At 56.0% G+C, this 23,725-nt stretch carries 4 protein-coding genes and 1 pseudogene; all 5 read right to left on the minus strand.

Translation table 11 applies throughout. The annotated features are described in order from the left end of the window. Positions 1-1,088 precede the first annotated feature (1,088 nt). The 5 genes and pseudogenes from ABEA58_RS13820 to ABEA58_RS13835 all read right to left on the minus strand — a co-directional run bounded on the left by ABEA58_RS13820 (position 1,089) and on the right by ABEA58_RS13835 (position 22,202). Positions 1,089-9,002, minus strand: coding sequence for a beta strand repeat-containing protein (locus ABEA58_RS13820; protein ID WP_345552419.1), 7,914 nt, complete (start codon positions 9,000-9,002; stop codon positions 1,089-1,091). A gap of 541 nt (positions 9,003-9,543) precedes the next feature. Next, positions 9,544-10,068 (minus strand): hypothetical protein, encoded by a 525-nt coding sequence (locus ABEA58_RS13825; protein ID WP_345552421.1) that lies wholly within the window; start codon positions 10,066-10,068, stop codon positions 9,544-9,546. Positions 10,069-10,320: 252 nt separating this feature from the next. Beyond that, positions 10,321-10,482, minus strand: a pseudogene (locus ABEA58_RS14420) (transposase); the annotation flags it as partial. 396 nt (positions 10,483-10,878) lie between these two features. Then, positions 10,879-15,249 (minus strand): RHS repeat-associated core domain-containing protein, encoded by a 4,371-nt coding sequence (locus ABEA58_RS13830; protein ID WP_345552423.1) that lies wholly within the window; start codon positions 15,247-15,249, stop codon positions 10,879-10,881. A gap of 224 nt (positions 15,250-15,473) precedes the next feature. Next, entirely contained in the window at positions 15,474-22,202 is a 6,729-nt protein-coding gene (locus ABEA58_RS13835; protein ID WP_345552425.1) for a fibronectin type III domain-containing protein, read from the minus strand. Between the last annotated feature and the right edge of the window lie 1,523 nt (positions 22,203-23,725).

The raw sequence follows: 23,725 nt of genomic DNA on the forward strand, positions 1-23,725 counted from the left end.
GGCTAAGCAATACTGCTTTGACTTTGAATTCATCTGAGTACCGCCATGTCTTCTTTGGGTTTTTGTACTTGGGCATTGGACACCTCGTCTGTTTGACTTTGGTGTCCGTCAAAGCGGGGGAAGATCACACTATTATTTCTCCATGTTGTTATCAGAGCGTAAAAAAACCCCGCTATATTTCTAAGGTTACACATACTTTCACACCATATCAGCACTCATTACCCTTCTTTACTTTGTAAATCCAACTACCTCTCTCACTCTTCGCCACCAGCCAAAAACAGACGACATTATTGGAACAACGAAATAGTTTTCTGAGACTGAAAATCCAGGAACATCACATAATAATGATCAGCATCCACGATGCTTTGACTTGATTCACTCACTCAAGGAGGCGGGTAGGATAAGAATGCCCACCTGATCAGAACATGACCCCCACCCAATTCAATCGCGCTATTACTTATCTTTTATTTTCAGCCACTTAATTTCTCCACTTCTAACATAGAACAAACCATCCGAAATACTCTTGTTCACATATTCCGCCCGTAAATACTTGTGACTCACCTCTATGAAAAATCAAATAGCAGGCCACTATGGATAGGGATACCACGCACCTATCCCCCTCCAACAGGTTCACTCAAAATAATTATCAATCCTGTCAATTACAGCGGGTGCGCTTTCCAATTCAGCAGGTACTGCAGGTAAATCGCCATACATACACATAAAAACACCGATAGCGGCTACAGCCATAGATCAAAATTAGTTGAAAAAACTCAATGCACTCTAACAATTCTTGCCTGAACTTAAGAACAGTGCGCCCATAAGACACACAGTCGGTCATAGATAAAATTGATAATTTAGTTTTAAAAATTTCGCCATGGCAAACAACTTCTCTTCGGGTTCTTGGTGCCGCGATAACTGCTCAGGTAGCAAAGGAATGACCGTTTAAAAGAAAGAGAGAGAGAAGAAAGAGGAAAGGGAGGGATGGAGGGAGGCAGGGTTGTTGATGTGCTAAAAGGATAATCGTATACGCATATGGCGCGCCAGTGATTAGAATTTGGGGGCAGCCATCTGCCCCCAAATTCCAAAAGTCACAACCCCCAGGCCAACCGGGTTGCTTCCGACAGTTCCGCTTTTCGCTTAGCGTCGGTAGAAATCACTCCATCCTGTGGGGCGCCTATCTCCGTCATGCGATCAGCCAAACCTGAGATCCTCTCGTACTTCAGTACAGCGCCGGATTGCGTCGATATCGATTCAATTCGATTATCCAGCGATTGCCAATGAACAATCTTTATTTTCTCACCCAGCCTCGCACGCAACTCAGCACTCAGGGATGCGAGCCCATTTCCAGGGACTTCGATTTCTGCCAGGGCATCCACAAAGCGGGCAACCGGAGAGTAATCCAGTGAAGGTCTAGACTCAGGGGACAGCACCCCCCATCCCGGTGCCCTGTTCTGATTCCTGGTATTAACCAAGCTACCACCCAGTAATATATCCAACAGTCCGACAGGCCTACTGGTTTCTGTTTCTGCTGGAACTTCAGGGTTTCCGTCGTCGATTACTTTAATCGGATCGGCACCATCAAGCAGGTAGATATCAAGGCTCGAGCTGTTTTTAACAAGCCAAATTTCTTCAGGCTGGACATCACCTTCAAAATAAAGGATGTCCCCATCACTGGAACCAGAATCACGGATAACATCGGCGCCGTCTCCCCGCGAGTAAAGGTATATATCTGCACCTTCTCTGCCTGAAACTGTGTCAGCGCCCTCACCACCACGAATCACATCATTACCCTTAGAGCCATTGACGATGTCATTGCCTTTATCAGCGTTAATTTCGGCGATCCCTTGCAGGTCTGTATTACTGAAATCCAGGGTGTTGTTTCCGGTGGTAGCCAGAATAATGTCACGGCCACCATTACCATTGATAATCTCTAGGGTATCGGTTCCCGAGTATGCCGCCAGCCTAATAAGATCATTGCCTGTAGTGCCAAGCACTTTATCAATCCCGGGGCCACCTGCGTAACGGTTGTAACCAGTATCTGCCGCTGTAATCAGGAAGGTATCATCACCACCCTCGCCATAGAGGGTATCGCTTCCCAGCCCCCCCTCGATGGTGTCACCCAATTCACTCCCGTACACGGTATCGTTACCGGACTGGGCGGCTATCAATGAAATATTGAGTAGCGAGCTGTTACGAAAATCCAGGGTGTTGTTGGCGTCACTGCCAAGGATGCGGTTGATACCCGCCTTGCCGTCAATCACTTCCACCGTCGCATCGCCGGAGAAGACACTCAGCAGCAAATCATCGTCTGCCTCACTGCCTAGCAGTGTGTCAAGGCCTTCACCACCTTCGTAACGGTCGTATCCGCTGTCACCAGGGGAGTGAATAAAGATATCGTCACCGGCGTTGCCATAAAGGGTATCGCTACCTGTCCCGCCGATGATGACATCATCACTCGCTGAGCCTTTTATGGTGTCATTGCCTGCGCCGGCATTAATCTCGGATACGTTGAGAAGCTCAGTTAGGGAGAAATCCAACGTGTTATCGGCACCGCCGGATAGGATTCGGTTAACACCCGCCCTTCCATCGATACGCTCAACGCTAGCCGCACCGTCAAACACACTGAGCAGAATGTCGTCATCACTGTCTGTACCCAGCAGCTGGTCGAAACCCTCGCCACCGCTGTAGCGATCACCGGCGTTATCACCCTCCGTAAGCAGGAAGATATCATCGCCATTGCCGCCGTCCAGATAATCCTGGCCTAATCCGCCGATAATCGTGTCAGCAGAGTTGGAACCATAGACAACATCATTGCCAGCCCCGGCATCGATGGCGCTGATACCGATCAACTGGGTGTTCGAGAAGTCCAGCTTATTATTGCCTGCGGTGGCCAGGATGATGTCGTGACCACCCTTGCCATCCACGATTTCAACTGTCGCTTCACCAGCGAACGCACCCAGACGGATTTCATCATTACCGGGGGTGCCCTGCAAGGTATCAACCCCTGCACCGCCCTGATAATGATCAAACCCGGTATCACCTTCGGTAATGAGAAAGAGGTCATCGCCCCCTTCGCCATAAATACGGTCGCTACCCAAACCGCCCTCGATGACATCAGCCTGCCCGGAGCCATACACCCGATCGTTGCCTGCCCCCGCATTGATCAGCGCAATAGCCACCAACTCAGTGTCACGAAAATCCAAGGTATTGTTGCCACTGCCGGCGACGATGATATTACGCCCAGCGCCGCCATCGATTTTCTCTACTCGTGCATTTCCGCTAAACACGGAAAGCCCCAGCGCATCATCACCGGCAGTCCCCAACAGGGTATCAACCCCATCCCCGCCCTCATAGTGGTCAAAACCCGTGTCGCCGGCGGTGGCTACAAACACGTCGTCAGCACCATTGCCATACAGCCTGTCAGAGCCAATACCACCTAAGATTCTGTCTGCACCATGAGTGCCATAGACGGTATCGTTGCCTGCACCCATATCAACTTCAGCAATATTGAGCAGCTGCGTTTCAGTGAAATCAAAGGTGCTATTACCCGCAGATGCCACTATTCGGTTGACGCCCAAGCCGCCATCGACAATCTCCACGCGGTTACTGCCGGAAAACGCCGAGAGACGGATCGTATCGTCGCCATCGGTACCGAGCAGGCGGTCAACCCCCTCCCCTCCCTGATAACGATCGAAACCGGTATCGCCCGCCGTCACATAGAAAATATCGGCGCCGCCATTACCATAAAGCTTGTCTGATCCCGCCCCACCAATAATCACATCGGCGAATTCTGAACCTTTAACGGTATCGTTACCTTCACCGGCGTCGATGGCATCAATGGAAACCAGTTGTGTTGCCGAGAAATCGAGGCTGTTATTGCCGCTGTTGCCCTGAATACGGTTGACACCACCACCACCGTCGATCACCTCCACCCGGGCGTTAGCAGTGAATGTCCGCAGCCCAATAATGTCGTCACCGGTCGTGCCGACAATCCAATCCTCGCCGGCGCCACCCTCGTAGCGGTCGTAGCCGCTATCGCCTGCGGTCAACAGGAAGCGGTCATCGCCCTCTTCTCCATAGAGGCTGTCACTGCCCAGGCCACCAATGATGGTATCGTCAGTGGCTGAACCATAAATCGTGTCATTACCTTCAGCACCATCGATGCGGCTGATATTCACCAGGCTGACTCCGCGGAAATCCAGCCGGTTATTGCCACTATTGGCAATGATTTGATCAGTACCGGCACCGCCATCAATCGCTTCAACCCGGGCATCAGCGCTGAATGTACTGAAACGGAACCAGTCATCGCCGTCGCTGCCTATTACCCGGTCAAAACCGTCACCGCCCTCTACACGGTCATAGCCCGGGTCATTGCCTTCAATCACAAAGATATCGTCACCGGCATTGCCATACAGTTTGTCGCTGCCGCCACTGCCGATAATCTTGTCATCAGAAGCACTGCCGTAGATGATGTCGTTGCCATCAAGGCCGTCGATAAAGGCAATATTGCGCAACTCGGTATTGGAGAAATCCAGCGCGTTAGGGCCGTTAGTACCATAAATGGCATTGAAGCCTGCGCTGCCATCGATTCGCTCCACCGTGGCAGCACCGCTGAAAACACTCAGGCGAATCGCATCATCACTCTCGCCGCCGACAATCTGGTCGAAGCCGTCACCGCCCTCGATACGGTCTGCATACCCGTCATTACCCTCCACCACAAAGGTATCGTCACCACCTTCACCATAGAGAATGTCAGCGCCTGATCCGCCGGTAATGACGTCATCCCCGGCACCACCGTAGATGGTATCGTTGCCTGCTTTACCATCGATACGGTCGACACCTTCACCGCCCCGCAGCGTATTGTGGCCATCATCGCCGTCGATATTCGTCAGAGTGTCGCCGGGAGTGATATTCCAGACAAATTTGGCCAAGTCGACCGCCTGTGCGGCAGGATGACGAATGACCAGTAGCTCGCTACCGGATGCACTGGCGTTGGTGGCGATCTCCGGAAAACTCTGGCTGCCGCCACTGAGTACCGTCGCCGAGTAGTTCAGGTCTGGGGAGGGCAGCAGATCCAGCGTCGCGCTAGCGCCCACAAGACCGACGCCGGAATTATTCAAGGTAACCCGGTAATGCGAGTCCACCCCACCGCCACCGGCCACTGCAACCGTGCGCTCCAGTGTGTACTGGCAGATAAAGAGCGTCTGCCCCGGAGCCTCGTTGTCGACATTGATGAACTCGATGCTATCGAGCATATAGCCACTGTAAGACGGGTCATCACTCTGCGCGGGCTGGAACACCAGGCTGAATGGACGGTTGCCATCCACGTCGCAGTCATCAAGCCCCTGTAGCTGAACCGTCTGCGGGATATTCCAGTTCTCCGCGGTGAACTGCAGGTAATGTTCCGCCAGCAGCTTTGCTTCACTGTCATCGGAAAGCGACATATTGAGCGCGAGGCTGGTACCGGCGTGCAGCGGCTTATCCAGCACGATATTGACCGCCGCAACGACGAGGCCAGCCTCATCAGTGAGTAAATCAGTTTGCGGAGTCGCGGTTATATTCTTGTCCTGCAGGGGCACCACAATACGGCAACAGCCTTCTGCCACCACCGTGGTTTCGCCATCGGTAATTTCCAGTTGCAGGGTGTAACTGCCCGGCATCAGTCCTGAGACATCCCAGGAATACTGATCGCCTGCGCCATCTGCATCTTCGGCAATATCCCCGGCAATCAGTGTGCGGCCGCCGCCCTCATAGAAATAATAAAGGGACACACTGGCACTGCTATCCGGATCGGCATCCTGCCACTGAATAAGCAGCTCTGGTTCGCTCACAGTAATTTCGGCATCCGGCAGGACCGGTGAAAGAGTCGGCGCGTCATTGATGCCGTTCTCATTCACCGCAAACTGGTTCACCGGTGTCCAGTGGCTGATACCGTCGTCACAGTCTTCCGCGCGCGCACGCCAGTAAAAATGGCTGTTATCTGCCAGATCGAAACCGGGTATCCATTGGGTGCCGGCCTGAAAGTGACTGGCCACCAGCATAGTCAGCGCCGCATCGGAGTAGACTTCGAAGCGGTACTGCACCGTATCCCCATCCAGGTCCACCACCGGGTTGACCTCAAAGAGTGGGCGCAGGGTTTCAACTACGGCGCTGTCACCGGGGTTTTGCAGGCTGGGCACCGGTGGCGGGTTATTGTAGGTATCCACACTGAAACTGGCGTTCACCCAGTCACTGTCCACTACACCATCACTGGCCTTAACCCGCCAGTAGTAAACGGTATCTTCCAGCAGTCCCTCGACACTCCAGCGGGTTTCCTGCGCGCCCTCCGCGACTGGGCCGGAACGCATTTTTTCCACGCCATCAAAGCTCGGCAGAGTATCCAGCTCAAATTGGTAGGTCAGCGGCTGTTGCTCCGGGTCCAGGCCATTGCGCACGCTCAGGGTAACCCCGTTATTGGGCAGCCAATCCTTCAGCGGACCGTTGGGTACCGCCATTGTCGGGGCCACCGGCGCATTGTTCCGGGTGCTGACCAGGAAGACGCTCGCCGCGCTTTCGGCACGCTCACCGTGCTCATCCTCGACCCAGGCGTTCCAGACATAGGCATTGTCCTCTGCCAGCGGGTTCGGCACCTGCCATCGGGTCTGAGAGTTAGCCCCCGGCAGCAAACCGGAAACCTGGGCAACAGGGGTCTCCAGATTCGACTCATGAAACAGGTCAAAGCCATAAGACAGCGCATCCCGATCGGCATCCACCGCATGGGCCACGATCAGGGCAGGGCGAAGATCGGCAACGATGGCGTTATCTGCCGGCGCCACGATAGCGGGCAGCGCCGGCACGTCATTGACGGTATTGATAAAGAAACGGCTCGACTGCCATTCAGAGGCAACCGCAACATCCCCACTGCCCGCCGCCACCTGGGTCACCGCCCTCACGCGCCAGTAATAGAGCGAGTTATCGGCAAAGGCCTTGCCTGGCTGCAACTCTTCTGCGGCAACGGTCCATATGGTAGTGGCACTGGTCTCGGGCTGAGTGGAAGCGGCCACTTTGTCGAGCATGGCCTCATCGGCGTAGATCTCGAACTCGTACGCGACCGCCATCTCGGGGCCGTGATCGCCATTGTTCAGGGTAAATGTGGGCAACAGTGCTGTTGCGCCGGCGAGCACTTCGCCATCGTACATGGGGCTGGCGATTTGCGGCGCGCCCGGGGCCACTTCCGGCACCGTGGGGTCGCTACCCACTTCCTCTTCCTGGGCATCGGTACGGCCATCTTCATCGTAATCGCCACTGCCATCGCGATCCAGATTGCCGAAATTTTCCAGTTCCCAGGCGTCATTGAGGCCATCGCCATCGGTGTCATCCGCCGGGTTCACCGCGATGTTGACCGCTCGCTGGCCGGAGAGGCCGCCATCGGTGGCGGTAAAGCTGACAACATAATCCCCCGCCTGACCAATAGCCGGCTGCCAGCGGAAAATACCCGCCCCATCACCGCTATCGGTAAACGTAGCGCCCGCCGGCAGGCTGGCAGCGCTCAACCGCGGCACCGTGCCATTGGGGTCATAGGATTGCACCAGGAAACCGACCTGACTGCCCTCATGGGTGCTGCGATCCAGAATCGCCTGAATAACCGGCGCCTGGGGAATTTCCCGGCTGTCGGTGAAATACAGGGTGTAACTACCGGTACTGCCGAAATCAAACACATTCACATAGTGGTCGAAATCGACCTTGTTTGCCGCGCGCTCTTTGGACGTCCAGTAGTTGGCCGCATTCAGCTGTTTGCCGTCATCCCGCACCACCCGGTGCAGCACCTTGCCACCAGCGTAGGGGTCGGGCACTTTGGCATAGCCAAAGCCCGCCTCGGCGCTACCGGTTAACCGCCGGGTACCGGCGCTCTCGCCGCCGAGGTTATAGTCAAGAGCGCGCACCTCGGCACAACTCTTACAGAACGCCAGATCGGCCCCAGTGGCCTGGCTCTCGTATACGTAGTAATTGCCATCGGCGCCGCTGGCGAGGAAGTCCGGCACCCCATCGCGCCCGGCCAGGTCCACCTGCACATCCCGCACCAGCAGGTGCGCATAGGTGGCATCGATCAATGAGGTGAGCTCTCCACCCAGTTCATTGGCGTGGGTGAAGCTGGCATTGAAGGCGGTGAAGCTGCCCGACAGGGTCGATTCCATAATCCAGCGCCCTGCCTTCATGCCCTGCGGATCGATCTCGCCAAAGTCGAGCAGCAGGCTCGGCTGCGCGGCCCGGTTCTCGACAAAGCTCTTGGTGATGGTGAAATCAATCGCCAGGCCCTGTTCGTTATCCACGATGCGCGGCTGGGCCGATTCAATCTTCACCGCCCGCGCGCTGCCGAAACCACTGTTGTCAATCCGCACACCCAGGGTATAAGGCTCCGGCGGCTCCACCGCTGGGGTAAAGGCGTCATCACCGATTACCTGTTCGGTGAGGAAGTAGTCAAGGGTCAGCAGTGGCTGGGGTTTTACCACGATGGAGTCCGGGGCCACTTCCACCACTTCTTCGCGGCCACCGTAAGCGTAAGACAGGGTGGCGCCGACAAAATACAGCTCGCCGTTATCGGTCTCGCCGGCGGCATTGGCGGTGGGCACGATCAGCCAGCGGAACTCGCCAACCTTGCCGGCATTGATCACCGCGTCGCTCACCACACCGTTGTCCGCCGTTACCAGGGAGTTGACGTTGTTGGTGTCGTCAATACGGATAAAAAAGGCGGCATCACTGGCGGCGGTGTTCGAGGTGGCAGTGACGCTCTTGCCATCCGCATCGGCAAAATTCACCGAGATGGCAATATCCTCAATGGAATAGGTATCCAGGCTATTGGTGATGCGCATAATGGCTTCAAAGCCCTGGCGCTCCAATGTCAACTCCTGGAGGATTTCAATGCGCACCTCTGCGCAGAGCGCCTCTTCCTGAGCGGTGGCGGCGGCCGGCACACCCAGTGTGCAGATCCAAAACGCCGCCAGAATCCCCCAACGCTGCAACATGATTCCTATTCCTAATGGTCGTAATGCTTTCATTGAATTATTTGTTCGTCAGGCGGCCGTAGCAGCCCGAAGTCAATCAATATCTATTCGCGGCCTTCCGGGCCGGCGATGCTCCACCCGGAGCCCTACCCTGCGTTCGATCTCATCCACAAACCGGCTATTGCCAGTCAGTTGGTTGCGAGACCAAGCCTCGCTCAAATAAAGCCATTTCCTCGGCCGCCCCCGGCTCCACCAGCAGATGGACAGGGTTGGTCATCAGGCATCAGGCATACAACTTGATCCCCAACTTCTCCTTCCACTCGAACAATTTGTCCCGATAAAACTGATAATCCTCATCCGCAGGACCACTTACTCATTTTGCGCCTCGCGGTTGTGCCCACGCTGCACAACATGGCGTGGCATATTCGCCACCAATACTCGCGCCTTCCTTGGCATAGCTCTTCTCAATCCTTCCAGGCGTCACTCCCTGCCTTGTTTATTTGGGCGACTTAAATAGATCTTTCCCCTTTATCTATGTTCTTTATGTTTGCCCCCTTTATGTTTATTGACCTTCTTCACTTCTTCCATGCTCAAGTCTATCTAGGGCTGCAGAATGCGATTTTTCGGGATCTCCACAAGATATCGAGCAAACTTTAATCGTTTTACTCCTGTAAAAACCACCTTCTTTTTTGAACTCTACTTTGTTTATAAAACCTTTATAAAATACAACATGAGCTCTCTGCTTCTTTCCATCTGCAGTAAAATCAACCTTAATCATAGAATCTTCAAACTGATTACCATGCACTCTATGTTTCTCATCTTCATGGTAAAAACAAATTGTATTCACCCTACCACCATGCATTCGCTGCACAAAAAAAGGTTGACTCAACTGGCGACAAATTTGGTCTCTCTGTTCATCACCTAAACTCTTAACAACTTCATCAATTATGAGCTTTTCGTGATATCTGAGTTTCCAACTTCCCTCACCAGTAATAAAAAGTGAAAAATCCCAAACTCTCAAAAGAATACTTCTAAAGGTTGATTTAAGATTCATTTTTGCAACCTCCACAACCAGCCACACCGGCACCAACCCCTCCGGATACAGCGGACCCTTTCATCCAATCAGGCACTCTATCTAGTGCTCTCAAAGGTAACGGCAATTTACGACCGCCTCCTTTAATCGTCGCACTTTTATCATGTAAATGGTGTCGTTTGGGGTTTACCCAGCTACCATTTAACCCCCCGCGTTTATTCAGCGCCTTGTTGACGGCCCCTTTTGTATGCTTATTAACCTGCTTCCTTGCGATACTATGAGACCATACTTTCCCATGCTCTCGGGTTAGAGATCGCGAACCAAATCTGAGAAAAACCTTTCCACTAATTCCGCCGCCCCCGGCTCCACCAGCTGGTGGACATGGTTGGTCATCAAACACCAGGCATACAACTTGATCCCCAACTTATCCTTCCACTCGAACAAGTTGTCCCGGTAATACTGATAATCCTCATCCGCAAGACTACTTACTTATTTTGGCGCCTCGCGGTTGTGCCCACGCTGCACAACATGGTGTGGCATATTCGCCACCAATACTCGCGCCTTCCTTGGCATAGCTCTTCTCAATCCTTCCAGGCGTCACTCCCTGCCTTGTTTATTTTGGCACCTCAAATAGATCTGTCGACCTTATTTTTTATGTTTTATTTTTTTGCTCTTACTTATTAGAGAAAACCCCATACAAATAAAATGAAGCACAAGCCAAAGGAACAATTGAAATTATAAATGATATAAAACTTGCCCACTCAGGGACATTAGCGGCACCGCCGTAGATTCGATCCACGAAAATAGTTACAACAACCACAAAAAGGGCTGATAACAAAAATAGGGTTATTGCAGCAATTTTTTTCACTTTATCTCAACCCCCACAATTGTCGGTCTAGGTCTGCATATCCCATCACGATCGCAGCCCCACAAGTCTGTCAACGTTTTTTTCAATACATCTTGAACAAAGCCACCCAAAAAACCAAAAACTGAACCTTTTCGTACATTCTTCATCGTTGATAGATTCTTGGAAAAATTTGAAGGTCCAGTAGGGGGGGTGAGCACACCACCAATTGCACCGCCCAGCAACCCTCCTGCTGTATTTGAGAAATCAGATTGAGCCGCTCCCGAAGTACCCCCGATAGCTCCACCTACAGTACTAGCTACTGCACCGCCAACTGACCCACTTCTCAAGCCTGATGCGAGACCTGCAACCGCACCTGCTGCGGTACCATTTGGAACTCCTCCGCCCCGGTGTTCAGCGACTCCTGAAGTAACTCCGCCAGCAACACCACCAATTATTGCTCCGACAAGGCCAGCTTGAGCACCCGTGATCGCGCCACCTACAGCTCCTGAGATGACTGCAATTGTTACCGGTCCTAAACATAGCCCATAAGGGTCAATGTATTTAAATGGGGAAGCGTTTACATAAAGATAAAAGTTTAACCCCCCCTCAAAACCAATAGGATCCCTCTGTAGATATCGCCCACTCATAGGATCCAAGTCCCGCATATAGTTATGATGAAGTCCTGACTCCCGATCAAAATACTGTCCCGGAAACCTCAACGCATTCCCAACAACTTCAACCAAAACCTCAGCCTTACCAAAAGCCTCATACCTCGCCTCCCAAACCACAGCCCCGGACTTATCCACCATCCGCTGCGGCGTGCCCAGGTGATCATTCTGGTAGTAATACACCTCCCCGGAGGCCACCCGCTGGAACAACGGCTCGGTCATCCAGGGCATACCCGGCTTGAAGTGGTACTCCTTAATCAGATGCCCGCCCGCATCATATTCCGCAGCCATGCCTTCTTCGTTATAGAGGAAATAAGTTGCGCTATCGGTCTGCTTGCGAATCCGCTGGCCGTAGGGGTTGTACTGGTACTGGCCTACCGTCTGGCTATTCTTATCGACAGCAATCAAACGCTCTTCGTGGTTATAGCGATAATCCCAGGTAACCCCACTCTGTACCTTCTGAGTGGTGTGACCATTGTCGTTGTACTGGAAGCTGGCCGGGTCATCGCCGGTGATTGCCGTTAGCTGGTTTTGGTCGTTGTATTCCAACACCTCCGAGGAGGACGGAATAAATTCCATCCCCGCGGCTTCGCCGCTTGTCCCCTCAACCTCACCGGCCGCATAATCGGTACGGTTGCCCACACCGTCATACCCAAACTCCTCATCGTTCGCCGCATTGGCTAGCGGATAATCAGCCGCGGTAAGCCGATAAAGATCGTCATAACCAAACGCATAAGCCCCATGCTCGGTATCGATCCCCTTGATATTGCTCTCAAGGTCATACTCGTACAGCGCGGTCGCTTTATCGTTACCGGCAGAGTCTTCCAGAATCCGCTCTTTCACCCGCAGGAAGTCGTCGTAGGTCAAAGTGATCTTGTTGCCACCGGGCAGCAGCAGGGTCTGCGGAGCCAGCCAGTTGAAATTGGTCCACGCCAGCTGCCCTTCCCCGGGCACATGCACCGCCGCCAGCTGGTTGTTCCTGTTGTAGTAGTAGGTGTAGGTAATACCTTCCGGATTGGTATAGGTCTTCTTCAGGCCATTGCCGTAATAGGTGTAGCTGTAGCTCTTGGAGAAAGCGATTTCCGCGGCTTGCGCACCTTCACCGTAATAATCCACGCGCACGGATTCCAGACGGTTCAGCGCATCGTAGGTATAGGTTTCCCCATGATGGACGATATCCGCGGTGGCATTGGCGGTGTCGGCACCGGGCTGCTGGGTATAACCGGTGTACTGGGCCTTGGCGTTGTAATGGTAATCCACCACCTTCACCGGCTGTGTGTTGTCTTTCTGCGCGAACACTTCCAGCTTGCTCAGGCGGTTGGCATCGTCATAGCTGTAGCCGCGCATTTCCTGCTGCGGGTTGATCACCTCAACCAGATTGCCATTGGCATCGTAGTTGTAGACGCGCTGCTTGTTGGTACCGATAAAGTCGTGCTTGGTCTCAGATTTCAGGCGGTCGGCCTTGTCGTAGGTGTAGACCGTGAGGCGACCTTCCGGGTCTTGCACCTGCAGCAGGTTGTCGCGGGCGTCGTAGCTGAATTTGGTCTTCTTGGCTTCGCCATTTTCGGGGTCGACGATGGCTACCAGACGGCTGAGGTTGTCGTACTCGTACTTCTCGGTGTTCTCCAGCGCATCGGTGTCGCTATCGAGATTACTGCCCAGGTCGTAGCCATACTTGCGCAAATACTCCAGGTTGTTGGCCTTTTGCTTGCTCTGCTCGATACGGTCGCGTTTATCGTAGCCCAGCTCTTCGGCGTAGGTGGGGTATTCGATTTTTGACAGCAGGTTCTGCTGGTAGGTGTAGCGGGTGCGGTTCTGCTCACCATCGACGATGACGCTGAGGCGATTCTGGCTATCGTATTCGAGGCCAATGGTGGAACCCTCGGCATCGGTGATAGTAGCCAGGCGATCGCCCTTGTCGTAGTCCAGCTTGAGGCGGTTGCCGTTGTCGTCGGTCACGCTGCGCGGCAGGCCGGAGGCGTTGTTAGTGATATGCAGGCTGCTGCCACTGGCATCGGTGACTTTGACCAGATCGCCGGCGGCATCGTATGCATATTTGAACCCCTGGCCGTAGGGGTTGAGGTCTGACAACAGGTTGCCGACCGCATCGAAATCCCGAGTCCAGGTCTTCAGGCGCGCGTCCAGCACGGTGTGGGCGTAACCGTTTACGTCGTAGTCTTTGTATTCGGTCACGTCCTGCTCGGGGCTGGTGACCTTGGTGAGGTTGCCGTAGGCATCGTATTGCCAGCGGGTGGTGGCCAGCGCGGTATTGGCAGCTGCGGACTCGCCGCTAATCTGGGTTGCCAGCTGCCCGTACTGGTCGTAGGTGTAGCGGGTGATACGCTGGTCTTCCGTGCCCACGGCCTCGGTCAGGGTAATCAGGTTGCCGTTGGCATCGTAGGTGTATTCACTGATGACCCCGCGCTCGTCGCGCTGGCGCAGCGGCAGCGTCAACTCTGTGTCCCACTCGGTGGTGGTGTAGCTGCCGTCTGGGTGTTCGGTGCGAGTGATATTGCGAAAGGTGTCGTAGTAGTGCTTGGTCTTCAGGCCGCGGGCATCGGTGGCAATGCTGCTGATGATGCGGATGGGGGCGGCGTTGGCATTGGCACCCAGCTGGGTGGTGCCGGCATAGCTGTACTGTTCCGCCATATCTTTGGCGGTCTTGTTATCGGAGTACTGGTATTCAATCTGGTACTGCAGCTCTCCACCAACAGCCTGCCTAACCGGCATATTGAGGGTGTTGTACCAGGTCTCGGTGATGACGCCGGAGTTTTCAGTGCGCGTGACCTTGTAGGTGCCGGTATCGCCATCAACGGTGTGGCTGTACACCACGCCGACACCGTCGGCATTGGTCTGACCACTGATATAGCCATCGGCGTTGGTACTGTAGGTGGTGACGCGACCATTGGGGTCGGTGACGCTTTTCAGGGTGCGCTGCTGGTTGCTGCGGAACTGGTACTGGTAGGTCCACTCCTGTCCGCGTACATCGGTGACGGCGATCAGCTGGCGGTAATTGAGGGGGTCGCCACTGTCTTCGCCATAACGGTAGCTGACCTTTCTGCCGGTGTAGTCCTCCAGCGCCTTGAGGCGATAGGAGGCTGCCATCTCGCCACCGGCTTCTGCCGGCACCGCCTGCCAGTGATAGGTGATTACGGTATTGCCGTGGTGGTCCTGCACACTGGCGATGCGATCCTGCTCGTAGGTGAAACTGACCTGAACGCCGTTCCTGTCCTGGTAGCTGCTGATCTGGCCATCGGTATAGTGGATGACGTTACCGAGCCGGTCGCGCCAGATGTAATGGGGCGTTGGCTCCCCCTCCACCATTTCCACGGTTTTGGTGAGTGTGCGGGCCAGCTGTGCCTGGTAGGTATCCCCTTGCGGAGTAATACAGTTGTTGGCGTCGCTGCCGAACTGCTCGGGGCGGTAGGACATGCCATTGCGGAACAGATAGAACTCGTGGGGCTGCTTGCAGCTACCGCTCACCACTGGCACCTGCCCCTGCTGGGCCTGCAGTTCGCTGTAGGTGAGGATCGGGTTCCAGCGGCTGTTCCACTCCCAACCGTTGCGGGTCCAGCGGCGCAGCATGCGCACATTGCCACCCAGCACTTTGACCTGCATATCTTCCAGGTCTTCGCGGTTTTCCGAGGTGGTTGCTCTCGGGGCAGCGCCATCGCTCACGATGCCGGGCTTGGCCTGCGCCAGGGAAGAAAGCCCCAGCACCACACTGGCTGCCAGAACAGTGCCCCATACAGGCCACCGGCTGCCAGCGCCGGATTGGCCCGCAAGCCTTTTGGCTCTTTGAGCCGCCCCCCAAGAACAGAACTTCATGGTTATTTTCCCGATTTTTCTTCCGGGCCTTAGGCAGGCCCGCAATTCTTATTCACTGCGTTGCGATAGACGCGAAGCTTTGACAGGGCGGCGAGTCCGCCCCGATTCTTTTTTATTTATTGCGCACTGGTGTTGTCTTTGTTGCAGCTGCCATCCGCGCACGGCGGTGGCTCGCAACGCAGCGTCTCGACTGCGCGGCCAATCGGCGAGTAGCCGCCGCCATAACTGCTGCCGCTGCCGCCTCCGCCGCCGTAGTAGAAGCTGCTGCTACCGCCGCCGCCACGACTGCCGCTTGTGCTGCAGGCGCCGCTGGAAGCTGTGGCCCAGCGGGTGGAGGTGCCGCTGGGCACAATCTGCCCATTGGCACACCGGCTCTGGTAGCTCACCCGGTACTGGAAGCTGTGGGTGCCACAGCCAGCCCCGGTTGCGCCACCTTCCTCATTGGGATTGAAGTCGCGCAGGGCGGTGATGCGGTAGGGGATGTAGATCACTTCCCCGGCCGCCAGTGTGTCCGGAACATCGGCGAGGAACTCGAACTCGACCACGTCGTTGCCGGACGGCAGTTTGCCGCGCACGCTGTCGGCGCGGATCAGGCCGTAGTTGGTGAGACTCAGTTCGCCGGTGAAGACGTCGCCCTTTTTCATATCCGGCAGGGTGATGCTGAGCGGGTCGAGCATGACCACGGCCACTGGCACCTGGGTTTCGAAGGTGGCTTCGAGCTTGATTTCGTAGCGGTCTTCGAGGTTGATCTCGTTCACCTGCCATTCGACGTTGATGATCTGGTTCATCAGGAACACATCTTCGGCGACGGTGATACCGGGTTTGACCCACAGGCGGCCGGAGACACTTTCATGATCGAAGGCGGTGACCCGGTAGCTGTAGCGGCCAATGGGCAGGTTCTGGAACAGGGCTTCGCCATTGGCGTCACTATTGATCGTGCGGGTTTGGGAGAGTACCTGTTCGTTCTGCAGCTCGATCTTGGCGCCCCGCAGCCCGGGAATCAGCTGGCTGTTTTCTCCCAGGGTGGCGGTATAGATATCGCTGATATGGAAGAAGGCATCGCCCACTTCTGAGGTAACCACGGCCACATAGATGGGCACGCTGAAGCTGTGACCACCCTCGCCGGTCACCTGCAGAGTAAAGCGGTAGTTGCCCTGTGCCACGCCGGCTTCCGGCGCGAAGCGGATGCTTACATCGCGGCTGTCGCCGATACCCAGATCGCCGAGACTGGCGGTGCCATTGAGGCCGATCCAGCTCGCTGCCGGGTTACCGTCTTGGTCCCGCAATTGCACGCTGGCATTGCGCAGGACATCAAAGCCGGTGTTTTTGAGCGCGAAGGTTTCGGTGGTACTGCCACCGAGCAGTACGCCGGTATCGATAAACGATGGCTTGGCGGTGATCACCGGCCGGCTTTCCAAGAGGTTGTAGCCGACGGCGATGTTTTCGAGCACCTGCTCGCTGCCGTTAACATCGGCAAGCACCTGGAAGTACAGGAAGCCTTTTTCCGGCGCGAGGTTGTCGCCGGAGAGGGTGAGGTTGATCACGCCCTTGGCCTGGGGGAGCAGGTTGATGACCGCCCCGCGATCCAGGTGGATGCCGCCGGGTATCTGCGGCTTATCCTCACCGGGAGCGGCTACAGAGACCAGGCGCACGTTGGTCAGTTCAGCGCTGTAACCGGCTTTAACGGTAACCGGGACCACCTGGTTGTAATTGCGCGGTACGCGAATGTTGACCCGGTCTGGACTCACCGTGGAAGTGAGCACGCTGAACTGGCCCTGGTTTGGCCGCGCGAGACTGTCCGGGTGAATAACGGAAACCCGCCAGGTACCACTCTGCCCTTGCGGGTCGAAGGTGTAGCTGAAGCGCCCCTCACTGTCGGCAATCACTGAGGCCTGACGCTCGAAGCCACGCAGTTCCATCACCAGAGTCAAGGGGACATTGCCGGTGGCGGTGTCGCTGGCACGGTCGCGGGCTTGCCCGGTGAGGGTGACCTTGTCTTCCGCGCGGTAAACCTCGACCGGGGTCACCGCGTCCAGCGTGCCGTAGTAGGCGGTCTCCTGCAGGGAGGCCTGGGTACGGGTGCCGTTGCCGTCGATGAGCACTCTGGTGTCTTTACCGGTGTGATAACGGAAGTGATCCACTTCCAGAGCAACGGTCACCAGATCCGGCGCGGCGGCAGGCACAGGGACTTCGATCCAGCCGGAGGTGAAGCGCTCACCCGGCTGCAGACGGGCGACCGTTTCACCGCTGGCAACGGTGATTACGTCGCCAGTGAACTGCTGCACGCTCTTCATGGACAGCAGGTTGCCGTCGCTGTCTTCGAGGCGGATACGCACCTCGTCGGAAGCAGTCTTGCCGCTGTTGCGCGCCATCAGCAGTTCGGTTTCCACCGCGGAGGTGTTCTCCAGAGTGAAACGGAATTTACCCAGACCGCCGCGGTAGACGGTGCCGCTCTCCAGAGACAGGCGCAGGGCGGCGTCGCCGACCATAACCTGATCCTGAGTCTGGATAAACACCACCTCACCGGGCAGGGGTGAGTGTCCCAGGCGCAGCTGGATATCGCTCAGGGTATCCAGCTTGGCATAACCACCGATGACGATTGGCACTTCGATAATGCCGCCAGCGGAAACACTGAAGCTGCTGGACTGATGCTGCCGCGGGGTGCCGTTATCACTGACGGTGGCGTAAAGTTTGAGACCGGCAATATCGACGCTACCGCGATTCTGCACCCGGAAGAGCACTTTATTCATAACGCCGCGCTCAAGAACCGGCTGACCATTTTCCGGCTCGACCACGGCCACGGACAACGCCGGCAGCAGCAGGCTGTGGCCAATGCTGGTGACACCCTGGCTGTCTTCGGCGATCACGGTGTAACGGCGCTCGCTGTTAACACCCAGAGCGCCGGCGCTGAAGCCCTCGTCGATAAAGGTGGTGGGATTGCCGCGGTGGGGGATCAGACTGCTGGTGATCTCCTGCAGACCTTCCCCACCGCCGCTACCGTTCGCGCCATCCACATAGACCCGGTAACCGGCAATGGCGGCCCCACTGTGGTGCCACTGCAGTTGTGGGTTGCCATCGGCACTGACACTGATACTGAAATCACTGACCGGCAGCAGGCCGAAGTTCAGATAGGCGGTATCACTGGGTGCGGACTCATTGCCGGCTTCGTCCAGTGCGGTGATCGCATAGGCGTGCTGGCTCTCGCTGGGATTGCTATCCAGCGCGATGGTCTCGGGGATACCGGTCTGCAGCGGGGTGATGCCCTGCAGCTGTTCCGCAGTGACATTCTCACCTTCGCCCAGGTCGAGTCGATAGAGGTTATAGGTGAGGGCCGCGCCCAATTGCGCACTGCCCTGGGCGTCCACTGCGGGGGCGGCCCAGGTGGCGACGATGCCGGCGCCGTTCAGCTCCAGAGCCAGACCCGAAGGCGCGGCCGGGGCGATACTGTCGGCGCTCACCGCCACCGCAGCGCTCATTGCACTGAGGGCGGTCTGGTCGTTGCTGCGGCGCTCACTGGCAACGGCGTAGTAATACTGGCCGTCGCCGGGCGGCTGGTCTGACACCTGGGTTTCAGAGAGACGTTTCAGCTCGGTGAACTCGGTGTCGCGCCCGGCGCGGCGGTAGAGCACATAGCGCGCATCGGCCACCGGGTCCCAGGTGAGTAGGACCCCGGCATTGGGCTGAGCCACCGCTTTGAGGTTCTGCGGGGTAGCCAGCGGTGGCAGATCACCCTGGTACACCTGAAAAGCATTGCGCACGCGCACTCTGCTGCCGAGGTTATCCAGGTCGTCCGCAGCCTGATAGCTGAAGCTGAGATTTTCCACGCTGGGATTGCCGGCTGTATCCTGACCGGCACTGGTGGGCAGGGTGAAACTGCCCACCCACAGCGGCTCGCCCTCGATGGACTGGGCATCCCTGGTGAGACTGATGCCACTGCTGTATGCGGGGATGGCGATGTTGTCGAGCTGCGGGATCAGCGTGGGCTGTTCGCCGGGCTTCACTTCGTCATCCAGCCTCGCCACCACTTCCACCAGCAGGCCCGCCTGCTCATCCACCTTCAGCGGTTCACCGGGATTGAGGCTCAGGGCAATGACTTCGGGCCCACGGGCATCAATCAGCAGGGTGCCGCCGTCTTCAATGGTGGTGCCCCGGTTGCCCACATCATCGTGGGCGGACATCACCGCGTAGGCGGTACCCGAGAGCATACCGGGCTCGATAATAAAGCTGCCGGTATACAGGGTGTCGTCGCTGTAATCCTTACTCAGGTCCACGGCGAGCGGCACGCCGCCCTCCGGCACCAGGGCAAAGTAGGGCTGGTTGCGCAGCGGCTCGTCGAACTGTACGGCCAACTCAACCGTACCCGGCGCGTGGCGAGCGGTGGCCGGGTCCACCAGACCATTGGACTGGTAGCTGATACTCAGGACATGGGGACCTTCGCTGTCGGCATCGGCCTCGACCACGCTGGACAGGACACTCTGCGTGGCAGCGGTATTGACCGCTGTCACAGCGTAGAAGTAATGGCCATCCTCCACCGGCAGGTCGTTGAACCTAGGTTCAGTGAGTAACCGGCTGTTGAGCTTCTGTGCCTGCTGCGGGTTAGCAAACGTAGAAGTCGCGCGGTACACGTTGTAACCACTGACGACGTTCTTTGTATCGCTGCTCTCCACCGGGTCCCAGGCCAGGGAGACCTGCCCGAGCGCCCGTTCGATCACCGTGAGATTGGTGGGCGCATCGGGAATGGCGGTGTTGAGCTCAATGGTGCGCACGCCGCTCTGCGGGCCGAAGCCGCCACTGCGATCGGGATACTCTGCCGCTGCGGTGATGCTGTTATTACCCTCTTCCAGAGTGACTTCGATCTGGAACTTGCCGTAACTGTCCACCAACTGCAGCTCGCCAGCCGGGGCGCCGTCACGATACAGCTGTACCTGGGCACCCTTCTCCGCACTGCCATAGATCACGACCTGTGGCTGGTTGCTGACCGAACCTTCGAGCGGAGCGTTGATTTCTGGCGCGGCAGGCGGGGCCAGCAATACATCGAAGGTGTACTGACCAATGGTGCTGTTCTCCCACACATCAAAGACCTTAACCGTAAGGATGTGGGGGCCATCAGTGAGTGTTTGCAAGGCGAGGTTGCGAGCAAAGACGCCGTTACTAGCTACGTACTCGGTGCCGAGTAAGGTACCGTCAATATAGAACTCCACCCGCGCGATATCAGAATCATCACTGGCGGTGATCACAAAGCGGCCATCCTCGAACAGCTGCGGAGCCGAGGGCAGTTCAAACAGACCGCTGCCCTGCTGGTACTGCCCGGCATTAATCACCGGGCCGTCGGTATCCGCCACTGGGGTAACCGCCACCGAGGCAACTTGCGATTCACTGCCACCGGAAATGTTGACCGCGGCGACCGCCACATAATAGGTGGTGCCGTTTTTCAGGCCAGCCAGAGACCAGGTGTGCTCGCTGTCAGCGGCGCCACCTTTGCTCTGGATCTTCTTCGGCTGCAGGCCCTCAAGAGAACTAAACTCGCTCTCCTCGACATACACCGCATAATTCTTCAGCAGGCTGTACGGAGCAACGCTGGACCAGCTGATCTCGATCTGGCTGCTCTTCGCCTGTGCATTGACCGTTGCCGGGTTTGGCAACAGCGTGGTGCCGGCATTGGTGATGCCGGAGGAGGCATTGCCGCTGGCATCGTAGGCGTACACCCGGATCGGATACGAGGTGGCCGGCTCAAGACCGGCAACCTGGTACTGGACTGCGGCCGCAGGGTCGGGAAGCGATGCCAGTGGCAGATCGTCTATGCGGCCCGCGGCGTCATCGATAAACGCCACCTTATAACCGGCCAGATCGCCGTCGCTGTTGGCGGACGGGTTCCAGCGCAGGGACAGAGTATCCGCACCGGGCACCACCACCAGATTGGCGATCTCGTCCGGGGCCTGTACATCCACCGGCACCGCGGACACAGACGTGACCGCGGGATTAAACAGACCCTGGGTGTCGAAGGCGACCACGGCAAAGTGCGCCTCGGTAGCCCGGGGCAGGCCAACCACTCGGAACAGCTTGGTGCCCTGCCCCACCACCGCGACCGGGGTCTTACCCGCGATATCGGTAAAGGGCAAAGCACTCTGGTAAATACGGTACTCTTTAATGTCGTTGCCGTTGGTGAACTCGTCGTAACTGCGCCAATCGAGCAACAGGTCGGTACCGCTGCCGCTCGCATCGATCGACAATGCAACCTGCCCGGGCGGGTTGTTGTCATAGCGAATGGATGCGGAAGCGGGTTCACTCTCGTTGCCCGCTGCATCACGCAGCACAAAATCAATGCGATTATCACCCTGCTGCAGAGCTACCCGTGTGCTCCAACGGGTCTCGGCGGATGCCAGCACTGCAAGGCTGCCATTTACCAGAACCGCACTGCCCGCTTCCTTGGTGCCACTGAAAGACTGCGCATTGACCGTAGTAACCGTCGGATACTCGTCGAGTACGGTTGCCGCCGGAGGGGTGTAATCCAACACAAAGTTAAATGTCTTCTGGCTGGACAGGTTGCCAACCTGGTCCGCAATGCGAGCGACAATCTGGTACTCGCCATCAAGGAAAGGCGCATCTGGAGTGAACTGGATCTGGCCTTCATATAAAGCCAGGGAACCAGCCAGGGCAATGCCGTTGCGCTTGACCACCAGAGAGCTGGCATCGAGGTCGATACCGCTGCCTTGCTCGTTAAAGACAACCGCAGCAACCGTCGGGGCAACGTTATAGAGTCCGTTCGGATAAGCACTGACAATATCCGGCGGGGTGCTATCTACATTAAAATTAATGATAACAGAGTCAGAAACATTACCGCTCAAATCTACCGCAGTAATGGCCGCAGAAGAACTTCCTTCTGGCGCCCGATAGCTACCAGACCAGTTTCCACTACCGTTAACTATGAATTCTGCACCATCGATCCAAATAGAGCTACTATCCTCACGTGTACCGGATAGCAAGATATCACGCGAGCTTGAGATATTGACGGCAGGCGCAACGGGCTGATCAACAGCCGGAACAGCGGGGCGCGTAGTGTCAACTGTAAAATTGAATGTAAATTTGTCGTCTTCCGGCTCTAGTTCAAGACCATCCTTATCCTGATCCATCCCCAAACCGTTTGAGCCAAAAATATTTGGACCCACAGAGAACGTGTACTCACCTTCCTCTAAAGGCTCTCCAAGCATCACTTTTACCTGAGAAATGCTTGAAGGATAAACACCCGACACAGGCACAACGTAATCGGCGTTATTGCGCAGTTCGAAATCCTCGACACTTATGGAGTTCGAATCGATACCAGACCCAAAATTAACCAATATTGAGGCAACATTTCTGTTTACGTGTTCGCGCAAATCCAGCGAACGTACCATGGGTGCGGCAGACAAAATATAAACACTACCATCTCCCCCACCCATAGTGCCGCTATAAGAGCCCCCGCCATTGGCTGTGATCAAGTCAAAATTAAAGTTTGCGTTAACTCCGTAATAGAGGGCAATGCAACCGCCGCCGCCACCGTAGTAACTCGAGCTATTTCCTCCACTTCCACCATTGGCGGAAATGCGCCCTAATCCAGACAGTGTATTTACGATAAGCCAGATCGAGCCACCACTGGATCCGCCGTACGATGTGGGATTCTGCCCATTAGCTGCTATAAGGCCATCAATAATGGCTTCGTTTGCCTGCAGTTTGAGCGCGCCACCACCGCGAACAGAGGATGACCGAGAACTACCAGATCGGGTTGGTTCTTCGATATCGCTATAGAGTGTTGGGTTAAGTAACCCCCCGCCAGCACCGCAATTACTGACACCATACTTGCTGGTAGAAGTTCCAGAAAATCCCCGGCCACTCACATTGATTCTTGAATCCGCATCAATGGTCAGCGACCCGGCATACCAGTTCAACCCTATGTATGCTTCTGTGTTGCCTCGGTCCACCGGCTCACTCACCAAAGTCCCATTATCGGTGAGCAAAACACTCTCCCAGGCCTCGCTCGGCTGTGAAAGTGGCACTGGGTAGAGACTCAAGACTCCACCAGCCCCGGAACCATCACCTCTGACGACAAGGTTACGCCCGACGGCTTTATCCCCATCACCTAGTGAGCCCTGATCTAACACAACGTCGGACAGTACAACTTCCAGCGTGGTATTGTTTTTAATCGGTCCGCGGAGGAGAGATTTCTCATCATCACTTGCGGTACCGAGAATTCGGAGAACCGCTTTTCCCGTAGTGGTATCTTTCCAGTAAATGCTACCCGCACCACCCACCGGCTTAGCCGAACTATAAGAGGCACCACCAATCGCAGAAATATTATCCAGGCTAAATCCATTATTTTGCGCGTAATAGACAG

This window comes from Microbulbifer aestuariivivens (assembly GCF_039545115.1).
Lineage (GTDB): Bacteria > Pseudomonadota > Gammaproteobacteria > Pseudomonadales > Cellvibrionaceae > Microbulbifer > Microbulbifer aestuariivivens.

Excerpts from the sequence above, each read along its gene's own strand:
- ABEA58_RS13820 (WP_345552419.1), bottom strand. The coding sequence starts at position 9,002 with ATGTTGCAGCGTTGGGGGATTCTGGCGGCGTTTTGGATCTGCACACTG.